The 16719-nt window shown below is 53.9% G+C and carries 13 protein-coding genes; all 13 read left to right on the forward strand.

Going from position 1 to position 16719, the window contains the following annotated elements; genetic code table 11:
• The first annotated feature begins 300 nt into the window (after window positions 1-300).
• The 13 genes from LOY50_RS03850 (at window position 301) to LOY50_RS03910 (ending at window position 16548) form a co-directional block, all read left to right on the forward strand.
• Window positions 301-7938, forward strand: coding sequence for a DUF637 domain-containing protein (locus LOY50_RS03850; protein ID WP_258691203.1), 7638 nt, complete (start codon window positions 301-303; stop codon window positions 7936-7938).
• 9 nt (window positions 7939-7947) lie between these two features.
• The gene (locus LOY50_RS03855; protein ID WP_258690329.1) at window positions 7948-8490 is read left to right on the forward strand and encodes a hypothetical protein; all 543 of its coding nucleotides are present in this window, start codon (window positions 7948-7950) and stop codon (window positions 8488-8490) included.
• Window positions 8491-8631: 141 nt separating this feature from the next.
• On the forward strand, window positions 8632-9063 hold the full coding sequence (locus LOY50_RS03860) for an SMI1/KNR4 family protein (protein WP_258690330.1): 432 nt from the start codon (window positions 8632-8634) through the stop codon (window positions 9061-9063).
• Between the two features lie 167 nt (window positions 9064-9230).
• Window positions 9231-9815 carry a hypothetical protein gene (locus LOY50_RS03865; protein WP_258690331.1) on the forward strand — a complete coding sequence of 195 codons (585 nt, stop codon included), beginning with the start codon at window positions 9231-9233 and terminating at the stop codon, window positions 9813-9815.
• Between the two features lie 260 nt (window positions 9816-10075).
• Window positions 10076-11110: a hypothetical protein gene (locus tag LOY50_RS03870; RefSeq protein ID WP_258690332.1), complete on the forward strand. Its 1035-nt coding sequence runs from the start codon at window positions 10076-10078 to the stop codon at window positions 11108-11110.
• A gap of 103 nt (window positions 11111-11213) precedes the next feature.
• On the forward strand, window positions 11214-11639 hold the full coding sequence (locus LOY50_RS03875) for an RDD family protein (protein WP_258690333.1): 426 nt from the start codon (window positions 11214-11216) through the stop codon (window positions 11637-11639).
• 211 nt (window positions 11640-11850) lie between these two features.
• A complete protein-coding gene (locus tag LOY50_RS03880) occupies window positions 11851-12444 on the forward strand; it encodes a hypothetical protein (RefSeq protein WP_258690334.1) in 594 nt (197 codons plus the stop codon).
• 215 nt (window positions 12445-12659) lie between these two features.
• Entirely contained in the window at window positions 12660-13127 is a 468-nt protein-coding gene (locus LOY50_RS03885; protein ID WP_258690335.1) for a hypothetical protein, read from the forward strand.
• Between the two features lie 165 nt (window positions 13128-13292).
• Window positions 13293-14117 (forward strand): DUF695 domain-containing protein, encoded by an 825-nt coding sequence (locus LOY50_RS03890; RefSeq protein ID WP_258690336.1) that lies wholly within the window; start codon window positions 13293-13295, stop codon window positions 14115-14117.
• A 148-nt stretch (window positions 14118-14265) separates the two neighbouring features.
• Window positions 14266-14595 carry a hypothetical protein gene (locus LOY50_RS03895; RefSeq protein WP_258690337.1) on the forward strand — a complete coding sequence of 110 codons (330 nt, stop codon included), beginning with the start codon at window positions 14266-14268 and terminating at the stop codon, window positions 14593-14595.
• A gap of 116 nt (window positions 14596-14711) precedes the next feature.
• Complete coding sequence (locus LOY50_RS03900; protein ID WP_258690338.1) at window positions 14712-15233, forward strand: hypothetical protein; 522 nt, start codon at window positions 14712-14714, stop codon at window positions 15231-15233.
• Between the two features lie 244 nt (window positions 15234-15477).
• Entirely contained in the window at window positions 15478-15963 is a 486-nt protein-coding gene (locus tag LOY50_RS03905) for a hypothetical protein (RefSeq protein WP_258690339.1), read from the forward strand.
• 213 nt (window positions 15964-16176) lie between these two features.
• Window positions 16177-16548 (forward strand): hypothetical protein, encoded by a 372-nt coding sequence (locus tag LOY50_RS03910; RefSeq protein ID WP_258690340.1) that lies wholly within the window; start codon window positions 16177-16179, stop codon window positions 16546-16548.
• Window positions 16549-16719 lie beyond the last annotated feature (171 nt).

The raw sequence follows: 16719 nt of genomic DNA on the forward strand, positions 1-16719 counted from the left end.
ATCTCTTTTTTGCATGGAAAATCCCCGCTCTCTTGAACCGAAAGCGATATGCAGAGTCTTGTGTGCGCGTGGTTTGCGCATCAGCAACGTGAGTGTTTTAGGAAGGAAGCCGGTTTTTGGCTGTTCGTCCGCTCACGAGCTTGCTGTCATTTGCATATCGAGGGATCGAACATGTTCTTACCCGCCCATTGGGTGAGGTTATGCCTGGCGCTGCTGTGCCGTTCTCCGCTAACACTCGCTTACGCCTTCCTGGCCCGCCAGCCTTCTGCTGCCCTGCAAACCCGCGACGCCTTCTGGGGTATGCCCAAGCGCGGCCTGGCGTTCCTATTGGCCAACGTCATGTTCTGGCAGCCGATGTGGGCGCAGGCGGGCGGTATCGTGGTCAGCGCCCCGGGCACCAGCCTCGGCCAGGCCGGCAACGGCGTGCCAGTGGTCAACATCGCCAAGCCCAACGGCAGCGGCCTGTCTCACAACCAGTTCAAGGACTACAACGTCGGCAGCAGCGGCGTGATCCTCAACAACGCCACCAACCCCGCCCAGTCCACGCAACTGGGCGGGATCATCCTCGGCAACCCGAACCTCCAGGGCACGGCCGCGAAGGTCATCCTCAACGAAGTCAACGGCGGCAACCCCAGCCAGTTGCGCGGCTACACCGAAGTGGCGGGGCAGTCGGCCCACGTCATCGTCGCCAACCCCTATGGCATCACCTGCAATGGCTGCGGGTTTATCAATACCCCGAAGGCGACCCTGACCACGGGCAAGCCGATCATCGAAAACGGCCAGGTGGGTCGCTATCAGGTGGACCAGGGCAGCGTCGCGATTGAAGGCGCGGGCCTGAACGCGAACAACGTCGACCGCTTCGAAATCATCACTCGCAGCGCCAAGATCAACGCCGAGATCCAGGCGAAGAACCTGACCATCGTGGCTGGGCGCAATGACGTCAACGCCAATACCCTGAACGCCACCGCCCGTGCCGATGACGGCAGTGCGAAACCAGAACTGGCTATCGACTCGTCGGCGTTGGGTGGTATGTACGCCGGTGCGATCAAGCTGGTGGGGACTGAGGCCGGGGTTGGGGTGAAGCTGGATGGCAAGATGGTTGCCAGTGGGGGGGATATTCAGCTGGATGCCAATGGTCATTTGAGCATGGCGCAGACGGCTGCTGCCGGTGCCATCGTCATCGACGCCAAAAGCCTGGAAACCCGTGGCCAGGTGTACGCCGGTAGCCGCCTGGACGTGAAGACCCAGGGCGACCTGACCAGCCAGAGCAACCTGGTAGCCCGCAACAACGTTCATCTGGACAGCGGTGGCACACTGAGCAACAACGGCATTATCGAAGCCGGGGTCAACGCCGATAACAGCCGCAATACCACGGGTGATGTCACCCTCACCGCCAAGCAGTTGAACAACGCCGGCAAAACCGTCATCGCCAGCCACGACCTGAATGTCACGACTACCGCAGCGCTGAACAACCAGGGCGGCACGCTCAGTGGGCAGGGCAAGACCACCGTCACCGGCAACGTTGTGGATAACCGCAATAAAGGTCGGATCCTGGGTAACACCGAACTGCACCTGAGCGCCGATCAAGTCCTCAACAGCCAGGGCGGCCTGATCAATAGCCAGGGCCTGCTGACGGCCAACCTGGGCCATCTGGAAAACAATGCAGGTGAACTGTCGAGCCTGAACAGCGCGACCCTGGTCCTCGACAGCCTGGACAACCTGACCGGCCTGGTCATGGCCGGCAAAAATCTCGACATCACTAACACCGGCGCGATCAATAACCGGGGCGGCGAACTGTCCAGCCAAGGTGTCATGACCGTGCACACCGCCAGCCTGGACAACAGCAACAAAGGCACCGTCGCCGCCAATGGCAAGTTGCTGGTCAGCGCCACCGGCGCGGTCAACAACGCCGAAAAAGGCCTGCTCGCTAGCCGTGCTGCCGAGGTCGAGCTCGATGCTGCCAGTCTGAATAACGCCAAGGGCACGCTGCAAGGCGAGGGCCTGGTCACCGTGGATGTATCCGGCGACATCGATAACCAGGGCGGCAGCATCATCGCCAAGGACGCCAAGCTGAATGTCTTCGCCACCAACCTGGACAACCGTGGCGGCGTGCTGTCCAGCGTCAAGGCCGCGCTGGAGGCACGAACCACCGGCGTGCTGAAAAACGGCTATGACGTGAACCGTCAGGGCGGCACGATCCAGGCTCAAGGACTCAGCATCCGAGCCTTGGCTGGGCTGTTCAACGACGGCGGACGCATCGCTGCGCAAGCCGGCGATGTCGTGGTCACCAACGCAGCGGCGGATATCAACAATCGCAACGGCGGGATATACGCCACGGGCAAGGTCTGGGTCAGTGGCCGGGGCATGGACAACAGCGGCGGCGGGCAGGTCAGCGCCAGTCGCATCGACTTTGACCTATCGGGCGCACTGAACAACAACGCGGGCATCATCGAAAGCCAGGACAGCCTGGACATTCTGGCCGCCAGCCTGAGCAACCAGAAAGGCCAACTGCGCACCCTTGGCCAGAACAGCACGACGGTGTTCAACATCGGTGGCCTGTTTGATAACAACGACGGCACCCTGGAAACCGCCAGCCAAAATGTCGGCCTGAAAACCGGCAGCATTCAGAACGTGGGTGGCAAGCTGTTGCACACTGGCCTGGGATTGTTCGGCATCAGCCAAGACAACCTGGGGCAGGCCGGCGGTCAGCTGGTGACCTATGGCAACCTGACGGTGACGGCTGATCGCTGGACCAACAACACGGCGATCCAGGCCGGGCATCTGGTCGTGAATGTCGACCAGTTGACCCAGACCGCCACCGGCCAGTTGCTCAGTACCGACAGCATGGTGGGCCGTGGCAGCAACTGGCGGGTTGACGGCCTGATTGGCAGCGATGGGGCCATCGACCTGCAACTGACCGGCGCCTATACAGGCAACGGCCGCTTGAGCAGTCTCGGCACCTTGGGCCTCAAGGCCGCGCTGATCAGTTTGGAGCAAAACGGCAGTATCGCTGGCGGTGGTAACACAACCGTCGTGGTCGATGGCGTCCTCAACAGCTACGGTCGCCTGACCTCGGCGGCGGACCTGAGCGTCACTGCCGCCACGATCAACAACTACGGCACGTTGGGCAGTGCCGGCGCGCTCGGCGTATCGACCGGCGACCTGCTCAACGAGCACGGATTGATCTTCAGCGGCGGCAATACCAGCCTGCGCGTCAACAGCCTGACCAACCGCTATGCCGATATCTACAGCCTGGGTGATCTGAGCATCGATCGCGACGGCCTCGGCACGCGTGCCAGCCGCATTCTCAACAGCTCCGGCTCGCTGCAGAGCAACGGCAACATGCGCCTCGCGGCCAGCACGATCGACAACGTCCGCGAGGTCCTGACCACCAACGATGCAGGCATCTACACCGCCTCGATCAGGGAAGTGGCTTGTATCAAAAGGGTCAACGCCGGTGATTGCAACGGTCCCAAGGTAAACCACGTCTGGCAGATCATCCAGCGCGATAAGTTCGAAGTCACCGCGGCCAGCGCCGCCTCCAGCATCACCACCGGCGGCAACCTGACTATCCAGGGCGACACCCTGACCAACCGGAGCAGCAGCATCGGCGTCGGCGGTGCATTGACCGCCAACCTCGTCAGCCTGAACAACATCGGCATCGAGACTGGCGAGACCGAAACCTCGCGCACCTTCAGGTCCCAACGCACGCGCCACCCGAGTGGCTGGCGCGTCGCGGCGAATGACTTCACCAACAAATATTGGCTGCAGAGCCCGGGCTACAACGCCAACGACCTGGGTGGCCTTGAAGCAGCGATGAGCCGCTTCATTGGTATGACCGAGCGTGAGCTGCTGGAGTTTCGCACCCAGACCAGTACTACCGATAACCAGACCTATGCCGCGATTATCCAGGCCGGTGGTGCCCTCGACATTCCAACCCAGGGCGACCTCAACAGCGGCGTCGTGCGTGGCGGCTACAACTACGTTGGCGCTGGCCCGCGTACCGACACCCAGGCTGACAACGCCTTCTCGACCCGCATCAGCGTCAATCGGCAGCTACCCCCGAACCTGACCCAGCAACAAGTTGATCCGCTGACCTTGCCGGGGTTTGACTTGCCCACCGGGCAAAACGGCCTGTTCCGCATGAGCGGCGACGGCTCGGCCACGCCGACCCAGAGCACGGGCCTGACGCAAGTGCGTGGCCTGCCGGACCGTTCGTTCCAGGCCAACCCGCAAAAATACCTGATCGAGACCAACCCGGCGCTGACCGACATGCGCCGGTTCATGAGCTCGGACTACCTGCTGACAAACCTGGGTTACGACCCCGACGTGGCCGCCAAGCGTTTGGGCGATGGCTTCTACGAACAACGCCTGATCCAACAGGCGGTGATCGCCCGCACCGGCCAACGCTTCCTCGACGGCCAGAACTCCGACGACGGCATGTTCAAGTACCTGATGAACAATGCCATCGCCAGCAAGGACAGTCTCAACCTGTCCCTGGGCGTCAGCCTGACCGCCGAACAGGTTGCGGCCCTGACCCATGACATCGTCTGGATGGAAAACCGGACGGTGAATAATCAACAGGTGCTGGTGCCGGTGCTTTATCTGGCCCAGGCCAACCATCGTCTGGCGCCGAATGGTGCGCTGATTCAGGGCTCAGACGTCAGCCTGATTGCGGGTAAAAACCTGAACAATGCGGGCACCTTGCGTGCGTCCAGCAACCTGAGGGCGACGGCGGGCGACAGTCTGGTTAACAGCGGGTTGCTGGAGGCGGGGAATCGGCTTGAAGCGCTGGCGGGTAATGATCTTACTAACCGGGCAGGCGGGGTTATTGCTGGGCGGGATGTCAGTGTTGTTGCTCTGACTGGCGACGTGACTAACGAGCGTACCGTTACCACCCACGAAAGCGACAGCGGCTACCGCAGCGAACGCACCGACTTCATCGACAGCGCCGCACGTATCGAAGCCGGCAACAACCTGATCATCAGCGCAGGGCGTGACATCAACAGCGTCGGCGGCGTGCTGAAAAGTGGCGCCGACACCACCCTAAACGCCACGCGCGATGTCAATCTCATCGCCGCCGAACGCATCACCAGCGGCACTCGCGGCCGGCATCGCGACCAAGACATCAAGCAATACGGCTCCAGCCTCGACAGCGGCCGCGACCTGACCGTCAACGCTGGTCGCAACCTCACCGTTGTCGGCACTCAGATCGATGCCAAGCGCGACGTTGCCATGGCTGCTCAAGGAAACTTGACCTTCGCCTCGGCGGCGGATGAGCAGCATTCCTCCAGCAAGAGCAAGAAGGTCACCCGCCAAGAGGACCACGTCAGTCAGGTGGCCTCGACGGTTAATGCGGGGCGCAACGTTGTAATGAGCGCGGGGCAGGATTTGGCGATGATCGCCAGCAAGGTCAACGCTGCAAACCAGGCTTACTTCGTGGTGGGTGGCAAGCTTGAGCTGCTGGCTGCGCAGAACCGCGACTATTCGCTGTATGACATGAAGAAGAAAGGTGGTTGGGGGAGTAAGAAGACTCAGCGGGATGAAGTGACCGATGTGAAAAACATCGGCAGTGAAATCACTACCGGGGGCGACCTGCGATTGGTCAGCGGCGGCGACCAGCTGTATCAGGTGGCGAAACTGCAGAGCGGCAAGGACATCACGCTGGACAGTAGCGGTTCCATTACCTTCGAAGGCGTGAAGGATCTACATCAGGAGAGCCACGAGAAGACTGACAACAATGCGTTCTGGGTCTCGTCCAAGGGTAAGGGCAAGACCGACGAAACCTTGCGCCAAAGCCAGTTTATTGCTGAGGGCAATGTTGCGATCAAAGCCGTCAACGGTTTGAAGATCGATATCAACCAGGTCAATCAGCAAACCGTCAGCCAATCCATCGATGCGATGGTCAAGGCTGATCCGCAATTGGCATGGCTCAAGGACGCGGAAAAACGCGGTGATGTGGACTGGCGTCAAGTCAAAGAGATCCACGACAGCTTCAAGTACAGCAACTCCGGCTTGGGGCCGGCTTCGCAGATCATCATTGCGATTTTGATGGCAGCGGTCGTTGGACCGTTAGCGGCAGGCGCAATGGGAACCGCGACTGGAGGGATGGTCGCCGCCGGAACAATTACGGCGGAGACGGCTGCTGGTATTTCAGCCGCGGCCGGCGCCGTGGCAGCGGGAGCTGCAACAAACGCGACCGTCAGCGTTGTCAATAATCGCGGCAATCTTGGCGCCGTGTTCAAGGACGTGACTTCTTCAGATGCCATGAAGGGGTATGCCATCGCTGGCGTTACAGCAGGGCTGACGGCTGCATATTTTGATGGGTGGACTGGCACTGAAACGAATACCGCAGTCGACAATGTAAGCACGTCGAGCTCACTGAGCACTTGGAAAGGCGTCGGTCAATTTGCCGCCAACCAAACGTTGCAGAACGGAACCTCCATGTTACTGAGCAAGGCGCTTGGACAGGGTGGCAGTGCCAGCGATGCGTTGAAAAGCGCGCTGTTCAACACCTTGGCAGCAGCAAGCTTCAACGCGGTGGGCGACTACACGAAGAATGTGTACGCCACGGGCTCGCCACCGAAAATTGTGATTCAAGCAATGGTGGGCGGGCTTCTCGCCGAAGCTACTGGCAGTGATTTCAAAATCGGAGCCTTGGCAGCGGGGGCTAACGAGGTTCTAGTTGGGCATCTCTACGATCTGGTTAAAGGTGATCAAAACCTGCTGAGCATGAGTTCCCAGATGGTTGGGTTGCTTGCGGCAGCTTCGCAGGCGGATGGAGATACCAGCAAGCTGGAGAAAGGTGCCTGGGTGGCGAGGAACTCCACGCAGTACAACCATTCGTTGCATGAAATGCAAACCGTTGCATTGGATGAGCAACGTCGACGCAACCCCGATAACAAGGCCCGCCTCGATGCAGCTGCATGTGCATTGACCCACTGCAGTAAGTCCGTTCCGTCGAGTGATAAACACTACGATGAGCTCGTGAAACGAGAAACGCTAGGGCAAGGGTTTACTGAGGAACTCGCGCTACTTAAAAGCACAGGACAGTTTGATTATGGCTTTGGAGATCGGATAGACGACACCCTCAGTGCTCATGATGAGTTAATTAACGACCTAGGGTGGACGGGGAGTGCGGCCGTGGAGGCGGGAGCGGGCACGCTCTCATATATTAGTATGGTCGGCTCCGCCCCTGCCTGCGTAAGCGTTGTAGGTTGCGCGGCACCATTCGCCTTGGGATCGATGGGAACTCTCGCGTTTGCAAGCGCAGCCGAATCTTTCGACCAGACCAACGCTCCTTATATCTCAGCAGAGGGAGAGCGAGTTCTCGCTTCATTTGATCCTGCTCAGTACCCCGGAGAAGCGAGCCCGACCGGGGATCTCGGCTATAAGGCTGCTCAGTCGCTGGCAGAACTGCTAGCCGCGCACGTTGGGGGTAAGGCACTATCCGGAGAACTCTCCTCTGCTTTGAAAGGTGGCGCTACTCCCAATCTGGGTGGTACAGCAGATGAACTTTTAGGCGGTGCAAAAGGGGCAGCAGATACAATTGCGACAAGCGGGACGAAGGTTGTTCCTAACAACGCACCGTTCAGCCTAGTTCCCGAGAGCTACATGAAGCCAGGTGCCATTATAGACATGAGCAGCGCGCCTCCAGGCTCCGGTTTGAACGCTGCAGGGCATCCCCGAAATGGACCTTGGTTCTGGAAGCAGATGCAGACGCAGCAGCCAGAGGCATTTGATGCCGCAAACTTGGCCCGAATTCGGGCTAGGCGATCTCCTGTCGTCAATGATGCCTGGATTACTCATTACCCAGAGCATGAGGCCTTTGTGGGACAGCGATTGGTGCACCATCACATTGATCAAGGCCCAATAGCTACGCCTCTGCCGGAAATCATCCATCAGAAATGGTACAAGGCTTTGCATCCAAATCAGTGAGGCAACTGTATGAACGTTAGTGAATTCAAGAAAGGACTGGAGGGGTGCGTACCCGATATTGCTGATTTGGCCAAAGTAGGGCTTTTATCAGATGAAATTGACCAGTTTCGACGATCTTTCTTCATTCTTGGGCGCGAGGAAAGCTTGAAGGAGTTGGGGCTGCCGGGTCAGCTTGGCGAGCTTTTTGAAAGGTATGATCCATCTCATGTCGAAATCGGAATGCTGAGATTCGGCTTAAAGCCGCAGAAGAAAAACTCTAATTGGGTGATAGGCCAGGTCGAAGCCGATTTGCTGATGCTTGATATGGTTTCTGGCGAAGTTTACGTCGAGGACTTCTCCGCTGTGCAGAAGCATATTCTTTGGCGGTGTGCGACGAATGGAGAAAGCTTTTTGGCGGCTTTGCTTCCTGCAGCGTGCTTTTTGGGGCGGTGTCTGCATGATGAAATATTGGCGGATGACGAACACCGAAGGAAATCCTGTGTAGATGCCTGTGTAATCGCGGCTGGTGGTGAACCATATAGACCGTTCTATCAGATGCTAATTGGCTCCTAGCACGGAGCTAATGGTGCAAAAGAAAAAAAGGGGACAGATTTATTTTATGAAGTGAGCAGGCCTGTTGGTTTGTGCGTTGATAAATAAATCTGTCCCTTTTTTCTCTGGAAGTTGCGGGGTCGGAGCGGGGAGTAATTAGGCGTGGATTATTCGAGAATAATTAATGTTATTAAAGAGTCGGATTTCGTTGAGTTTGCTGATTATGGTGACGGGATTGCTGATGAGTGGATTTATAAAGCTGAAACTCGTCTTGGGTTGAAGTTGCCTGATAGCTATAAATGGTGGCTGAAGTGTTATTCTGGCGGGGAAATATCTGGGGAGGAAATTTATAGTATCTACGAAATGGATTTTGATAGTGTAAGGGGTGGTGATATCGTTTATATGTCAATCGTTAACGGTCGAAATGGGTGTGTGGGAAGGAGAGGCTATTTATCTGTGAACCGCCGGGTGCAGGGGAATCATTTTATTTTGCCACGGACGATGGTCTTAATGATGGGGAGTATCCTGTTTACAGGCTTGATCTTTCTAATAAAACTTCTAGTTTGTATGCGAAAAATTTTATCGATTTCTTAGAAAAAAGAATAATTTTTTTCAGTTGAATAATGATTATGCGTTTAAAAATGGTTGAGAAAGGCTAGGTCCAAAAGCGACAGGCCAGAATATATCTGACGTAATTAGCCCTACTTATCGAGAAAAAAGAAAAAAAGGGACAGATTTATTTTTTTGCTAAGTACTTAAATATGTCTGTCCCCTTTCCTCTGCTTTCCTTCTTCGGAGAATTCTGGCGTTATGAAAGTTTATATGCCTCGTCTGGAACAGCTTGGGACGCCGTGGAGACCAGTGAAATGAACAAGCAGTCAGATTTTTTACTTAATAAGGTGTTGAGGTATGATCTTGTTTTTGTTCATGTGACTGGCGCTCCACGCCCGCAGGTCTTGCGGGCGAAAATTGGGCGGATATATTCTACAGGGGAAGGAATTGTTCGCAGTTTTCTTAAATCGGAAGTTGAGTTCATTCGATCTGGGGGTACGTGGGGGGATGTAGCCCTTAAGGTTGGTGAACAGGCTCTTTTGTTTGTTAAATCGATTTCTGGAAAGTTGTATGAAAATCCTTGGCATGGGCATATGGTTGTGGAGGATATTGAGGGGGCTTTATATGCGATCTATCCTCACCGGGAATTGTGGTTGAGTGACGATGTCCCAACTTTAATTAGGGGGTCCTCCCGGCAAGACCCGAAACGCTTATATGCAACCGCAATTCGTTTTGATGTGATGGAGGAGTATTTGCTAGGTTTGGTAGAGAGACATGGTCAGGATAGGTCGTAGTATGTTATTAAAAGGTGGTAAAAAATGGCGAAAGATTTGTTGTTTTGCTATTTATACGTACATTTGGCGTTGTTTTGTTTGCCGGTCGCGAAGTGTGATGCGTTGAGGCCTGATGCTCTGCAAAAGTCTTAGGTTCGGTCATCAAAATTATGTCTTCTGAGTCGGCTGGGTCAGTACTCCCCCGATCCAATAAGCTGAATTTATTTATCGTGCTGATGCATAAGAATTTTTTAAGCGTCAATGACGCGTTTGGAGCATTCATGAAGAAAACAACGCTGCTAATTTTTGGCTTGATTCTGACGTTATCCGGCTGCAAATCCAACGTCCGGGACTCTTCTCCTAACCTGCTTCGCGACGGTATCCAATTCCAGCAGAAAAAGGTTGTCGTCGATGCGCAGCACGCCAAGGTGATCATGAGAGCGACGGGCAATGTCGTCCCTGTGGAATTTGCAATCAGGCGAGCGACGGATCCAGACCGGCGTATGGATGTGCAGGGGACAGTGGTGGATTCCGGTCGCGGCAAAGTGTTCGGCTGGATTGCCAAGCTCAACGAAACGGCCCACAGCGCGACCTTGAAGCATTTCCCTCAGTTGGAAGTGCAAGCTGATCCCGATCAGCCATTCGAGGTATCGGGTTACGCCACTGGCGAAAGTATCAACCGCGGTTATCGTTGCGGTCCGATCAGTACCATTTTCACGCCGGAGAAAGGCAAGGTTTATCTGGCGGAACTCCAGTTTGTGGGTGGGGGCTGTGAACTGCATGCCTATGACATCACGCAGCCTCAGGAGCGTATTCCGGTCATAGGTAGCGCGCAAAACGGTGGTTTCGCCAACGCAGTCCCGGGTTGCAAGTCGGCAACGACCTCGGTGAATAATCAGCCGGTCACAACACAGTTTTGCATCAAATCCATCATGCTCCAGCCTTCGCAGTATCGCGTTAGCGTCAACGATCAGACTGTTTTCAGCGGTACCGATTACGAGCGCGTTGCTTTTGTAAAAACCGTTAAGGAAGGGGCCGTAACCGGTGGTTGCAATGAAATGATCGAGGCGCAGGCGGGCACTACTCAAAAGCCTGTCGCCTTTAAAGACCTGCCAGCTGATTTAGTAGCGGGCTGCCACATTACTGCGGACGCTGAGGGCAGAGCCCAACCGTTTAGTAAAGATGAAGCCTGTGACAAGGTGTTCTACAAGGCCATGATGCCGGTTTTAGGCAAGGTAGTACCCGTCGAGGTGGCACGGCAATGTGTCGTCAGAATAGGGGGGCAGACAGTATTTGAGGACCGTTTCAGTTTCTGACTTAAGATTTGAGATGCGTTTATATGAGGATGTGCTCCTCCATAATATTTTCGTTTGTTTTCGTTGCTAATTCTGTATCTATATACCTAAGGAGTAGTAATTCATGGAGATCAGCAACAATACTCAGGATGAGTATCGTAAACCCAATAATCTGGCAGGCCTGGGGCGTCGATGGGGAGGGCAGATCATTGACTCTCTCATTACTATTTTTCTGTTCGTCCTCGTAGGACGCTCAGCCGAGTTCGTCGGTCTTCCGCCAAACGTGGTCGGTTTTCTGGCTTTAGGTGTGGCTGCGGCGTACTACCTGTTTTCTGATTCAATGCCGAACGGCCAAAGCGTGGGGAAAAAGCTGCTAGGAATGTCTGTGGTTGATGAGCGCAGTTACCTGAGCTGCAACGTTTATCAGTCTTTTATGCGTAACATCACTACCCCGTTCCTGAATGTATTTGATTGGGTATTTATTTTCTTTGGCTCACGGAAGCGGCTTGGTGACATGCTCGCATCTACAATTGTGATCCGATCCAAGTAAAGGGAGGGTGCCACGGGAAATCGAGCGTTCAAAAGCGAACGAAAAGGGGACAAGCATTTGTATGGCCACCAAACCAGATCGTTTCCCGATGCATTAGGAAAAAACAAAAAAAGGGGACAAATTTATTTTGTGAAACGCAGAGGGTCAGATTTATTTTTTTGCTCTATTCTAAATAAATCCGTCCCTTTTTTAGAAGTAGGTGGGTTCCGGAATGAACTACGATATAAACATTGAAATCTCTTGGTATGCACCTGTAGTACCTGCCAAATCTTTAGCCGGAATTCCTCTGTTAATATCAGTGGCTGAATTCGAAAGGGGGCTTGGTCGTTATTTGGTTGAAGAAGGTAAAGCTCTTTATCAGTTTGAAGGTTCGCCAGTTTTTTCCATGGTAATGGGTCTCGACTCGGATGGTAATGGGGGATATGGTTTCTCTGTTTTTGATAGGGGTTTGACAAATTGGCATTTGTTTTTTAATAGTCCAGGGCATCCGGGTGCTGATCCTCGGGCGCTATATGTTATTGTCCGCTCTTGGAAGATTTATGCGGTTAAGGTTTTGATGTTTGAAAAATACAGGGATGGCGGCAGGCCAGTAAATTCATACAAGGGTAAGTTGGCTTGTGGTATAGGTTTGGGTGACTTGTTAAGTGATCTTCAGGGTTTCGCTGAGCTAGAGTTTGATGCCGAAGAGGAGTGGTATGTTGCTATGGGTGATTATAGTGGTCTGGAGGTTTCCGGGTATGGTGTGAGTTTAGCGGATAATTCGGATCAGGTTGTAATGGCCTTGGCTGTTCTGGTAGAAGGGTAAGTTGTAAGCGTTCGAGATTGTTTGACTCGCGTCGAAGCGAAAAGGGGGCAGATTTAAATGGCGCTTACTTAGCGGCTAACCAGCTGATACACCTATAAGAAATGAAAACGGCTGGCCGAGTGCTCCCATCGAGGATGTTGTGTCAGGCTAAACCGTTTTCACCCGTAGCTTCTAGTTTCGCTAGGGCTTTTTCATGCTTAGACGAGTCATTCAATATGTTGATGAAGTTGGCGCCGAAGAAACGGCGCAATCCGCGTAATTTCTATTTGGGTATCGCTGCGGTAGTACTGATTGCCGGCATTGGACGCTATTTCGCGCTCAAAGCCGAGCAGGAGAAGATGGCCCAACAGGCGCTGCTGGTCGAGCACCTCGCCCAGCTGGACGCGACGCTGCCAAAGCAACTGGATGCAATTACCACCCTTGAGTACGTCGGTTTTACGTACGGTGACACGATCTTCTACCGCTACAGGATCGACTTAGCGGCGAGCAGCCTCTCCGAGGAACGCAAGGCCAGCATGGAGGCGAGAGTACGCCGTGATTTGGAGGAACTGGCCTGCAAGGAACCGCAGTTGCTGACGATGATGCGCAGGTTCAAGTTTCACCAGGAGCATCACTACCTGGCCAGAAACAGCACACTCTTTTCCATTGAGCTTCGCCCTGAACAGTTGAGCTGCCCAAAATGATGCCGGAGCAAAAAGGGGACAGATTTATTTTGTGAAACACAGAGGGGCAGATTTGTTGGTTTTGCTCGGTTTATAAATAAATCTGTCCCCATTTCTGGTCCATTTTTGTAAGAATTAGAAGGACCGGTCTTCAGGACGAGGTCGAGAGTTGAGGGAAAAACACCGATGGTCACTGAGAAATCCGAGCGCCCTTTGATGGAGTCTGGTCATGGCGTGCAGTACGTTACAGCAAAGCTTCTCAGGCAACGCCAGGACTGCAAACTCTCCGGATCACAGTCTCTGGACTTGGGGCTTAGCCAGATGGGCGTCCATAACCGGCTCCGGTTGTTGGCGCTAGCAAGCGTACTCATCGCGGGCTGCTCCAGCTCCAAAACCCACTCGCCCCCACCGGTCGAGCGCGACCGGTGCCTGGATGCGGGCCCGGTTAAAAGTGTGGAGTACGATAACTGTGTGGCTGATCGGGGGGCCAGCCAAAGTGTGGCTCTCAGCGCCCTTCTCGATGATACCGGCGATTATCCTCAACCAATGGAAATAGTCGACGTTGTCGACGATATTTACCAACCGTCCGATTTTCCAGATACACCCGTTCCCATGCTCTACAAGGGTGCTGGTTCGATATCGACGACTGAAAAGCGGGCACTACCTTTTAAGGTCAAGGTCACTTGGAAGTACTCCTCCAAGGGGCTCATACCGGCTCTCCGAGACCGTGTCCGGATGAATGAAATGGAGAGGCTGATACTTCCGGCGATGCAGGATAAAGGGCTAGCGAAGTGGGTGTGCACGGTGACGGGTGGAAAACAGCGGGAGTGGATCTTCTATACACGCAACGACGAAGCTTTTATCGCTCAAACAAGAGCAATCCTAGCGCAGACCGGGCCATACCCTATTGAGTTGAGCGCACGCAAAGAACCAGCGTTGAGCACTGAAATGCAAAGTGGTGAAAGTCTGCCTGAAAATATCCGTATCACGCCCAAGACATGTGTGGAGTGAAGAAGGCGGGGGCAGACAACCCTTTATCAGGTAGTTAGCAGTTGTTTTTTGCTAAAGCTAGGTCTGTCCAGTTTATTGTTTATTTATTGGAGCACACGCGGATCATCACGACGAGCAACCGCGTTTCACGTATGGACACAGATACAGCATGACTAAAAATACCGTATGGATCGGTCTGATGATTGCTCTTGGCGGTTGCCAGAGTATGAAAGACCTTGGGAAGAGCACCGTCGAGTACCTTGAGGAGTCCCGCACCACTCCGACGGACCGTTACCTTGCGGAGTTGCGCAATCCCTTCGTGCCGCTTGGCACCTTTGACGACGCCTTGGATGGCAACCAAGGCAAGGCATGTCGCCAAACCACCCACTACCGAACTGTTCAACCGTCCGACTTGCAGCTCGTCATATCCGCTAGCGAAGGTGGATTCCGACTTGCCAGCATGTGCTCGGTACCTTCTATGAGCGCGGCACAGGCGTGAGCCAGAACACTGCCCGAGCCAGGACACTCTACCTGCAAGCGGCGCCGGCCGATCCATATGCCTATGTGTAGCTCGCGCGCATGGCGCGGGATGGGATTGACGAGCCAGTTGACCCGGTGAAGGCCCGCGACTATTACACCCGTGCAGGTATAGGTGGTGTGGTGGGGTTGGGTGGGTTGATGGAGCAGGGCAAGGGCGGTGCGCAGGATGTGTCGGGTGCTTTGAAGCTGTACGTCGATGCTACCCAAAAATACGGCGACCCCGCCTGGAAGGCAATGCGGCCGCTATTGGCCCTTGGGCTGGAGCTCGATGCTGAGCAGGTGCAGAAATACAATCGAGTATGGATTGGGGGGCTTCTGCGCCAGATGCGTTTCGAGTTATGGCGCTCGTATGAGCTCGGTGGGCTCAATCACTCTGGTCAAACGCTGACAGTTAGAGTGCTTTTCAGGTTCTCGACCGGCAGTCCGAAGCCCGAGGTTTACCTGGCCGAGAGTTCCGGCGATCCAGTGATAGACACTGCTGTGGTGTCTGCGGTGTACCGCCTGACTATGAAAGATCCCTACATGCTTCCAGCGGGTCAGGAAACGTTCGACTTCGTGGCGCCGGTCGCCCTGTCCCCGAGTGCCAAGCGGGGCTGACAGCTCGGTCAGTCACTTCAAGACGGCTTCGGTGCAATAAGCGCAGGGGCTTAAGGTAGTCAGTAAGCGTGTGCGCTAACGGGAGCAGATGAACGAAACGGGCGACCCCAAAGGTCGCCCGTCTTCATTTACTCCGCCGCCTGCGCCCGCAATGAGCAAAAAGGGCAGAGGGGCAGGCTCATTGCTTTTCTTGGTTTATAAATAGATCTGTCTCCTATTTTTCAATAGGTTTGAGGTATTTAAGATGCAAGAATGGTCGTCGCTGTGCAATTTAAAGGTTGGGGAGGGTGTCGATACACGAGAGCAATGCGTTTTCGTCGTGGAAGATGGGGCATATAAAATTTCGGACGATCAGTATTTTTTAGCTGATATTTTTTTAAATGAGGGAAAAGAGGAGCTTCGTTTGCTATCCCTCTACTGGGCCAGCAGTGAGCCTGCATTTCGGAGAGCCTACTACCGGGATGTTGAAAGTGATGACATGGCTGTACGCCCGCCGCCGTCTGAATTGCTTCCAATGGGGGCTGGTGGAACCTATAGTCAGATAAAAACTTCTCTTAGCTCTCCTGCTTCTGAAAGGTTTATGGAGTACGCCTCTTATCGTGTGATGTCTGATGGCGTGTTTGTTCATAAATGCTTGGAAAACTCCTCGGCTGTTTATTATTTTCGCTTGCCTGATATTGTTGAAGATGAGTTGCCTTACGCGATACTGTTGAAGCTTTCTAGTGGGTGAATTATTGCCCAAGCCGAGTATCGACTCGGAGCAGGAAGGCATAAACTTTCCGTTAAGTGCCTATTGAAAAAAAAGGGGACAAAAAAAGGGGGGGATTTATTTTTTGCTAAGTTCTTAAATAAAACTATCCCCTTTTTGCAAATTGCAGCTCAAGTATTAAAATTCTATCTCGACAAGAAAATAGAGCTAAATCTGACAAGTAGGTGAACTTAGGTGGATGATTCCATTCGTAATATAGATGAGCTGCCTTCAATTGAGCGTGTTAAATATGTGGCTCAGGGGTTGGCTCTGTTAGATGCCATAATTATGCCTGAGTGGGAGTATAGATATTTCTCATTCAACTGTAATTGGGATGGGGCGGGGAAAGAAATGATGGGCTCAATGAGAGACGGTTCGGGGGGCGAGTATTTTTTGCACTTTACTAGTGCAGGTGTTGCAGGGAAAGTCATATTTGGCTCACCTCTATCTGATGTGCCTGGCTGTTTGAATACCATGCCCGAGGCGTTTCAGCAATTTAAAGTTGAGCCAGCGTTCTCTGCGGATAATGCAAGTCTGTTTTTTTGGCGAGGTGTCAAGCAACCTTAGTGGTGTGCGTCGCCGGATGGGCTGAAAGAGTATCCGCTGCTAAATTTTCTTGTGGAAGGAATTGAGGCTTATAAAGCCTTAGCTAAGGACTATTATGAAAAAAACATTGATGCAGTTGTGCTTGAGGAAGTATTCGCATCGCTAAACGTGACCGCGGACCAGCTAATGATA

Source organism: Pseudomonas sp. B21-010 (assembly GCF_024749325.1).
Taxonomy (GTDB): domain Bacteria; phylum Pseudomonadota; class Gammaproteobacteria; order Pseudomonadales; family Pseudomonadaceae; genus Aquipseudomonas; species Aquipseudomonas kilonensis.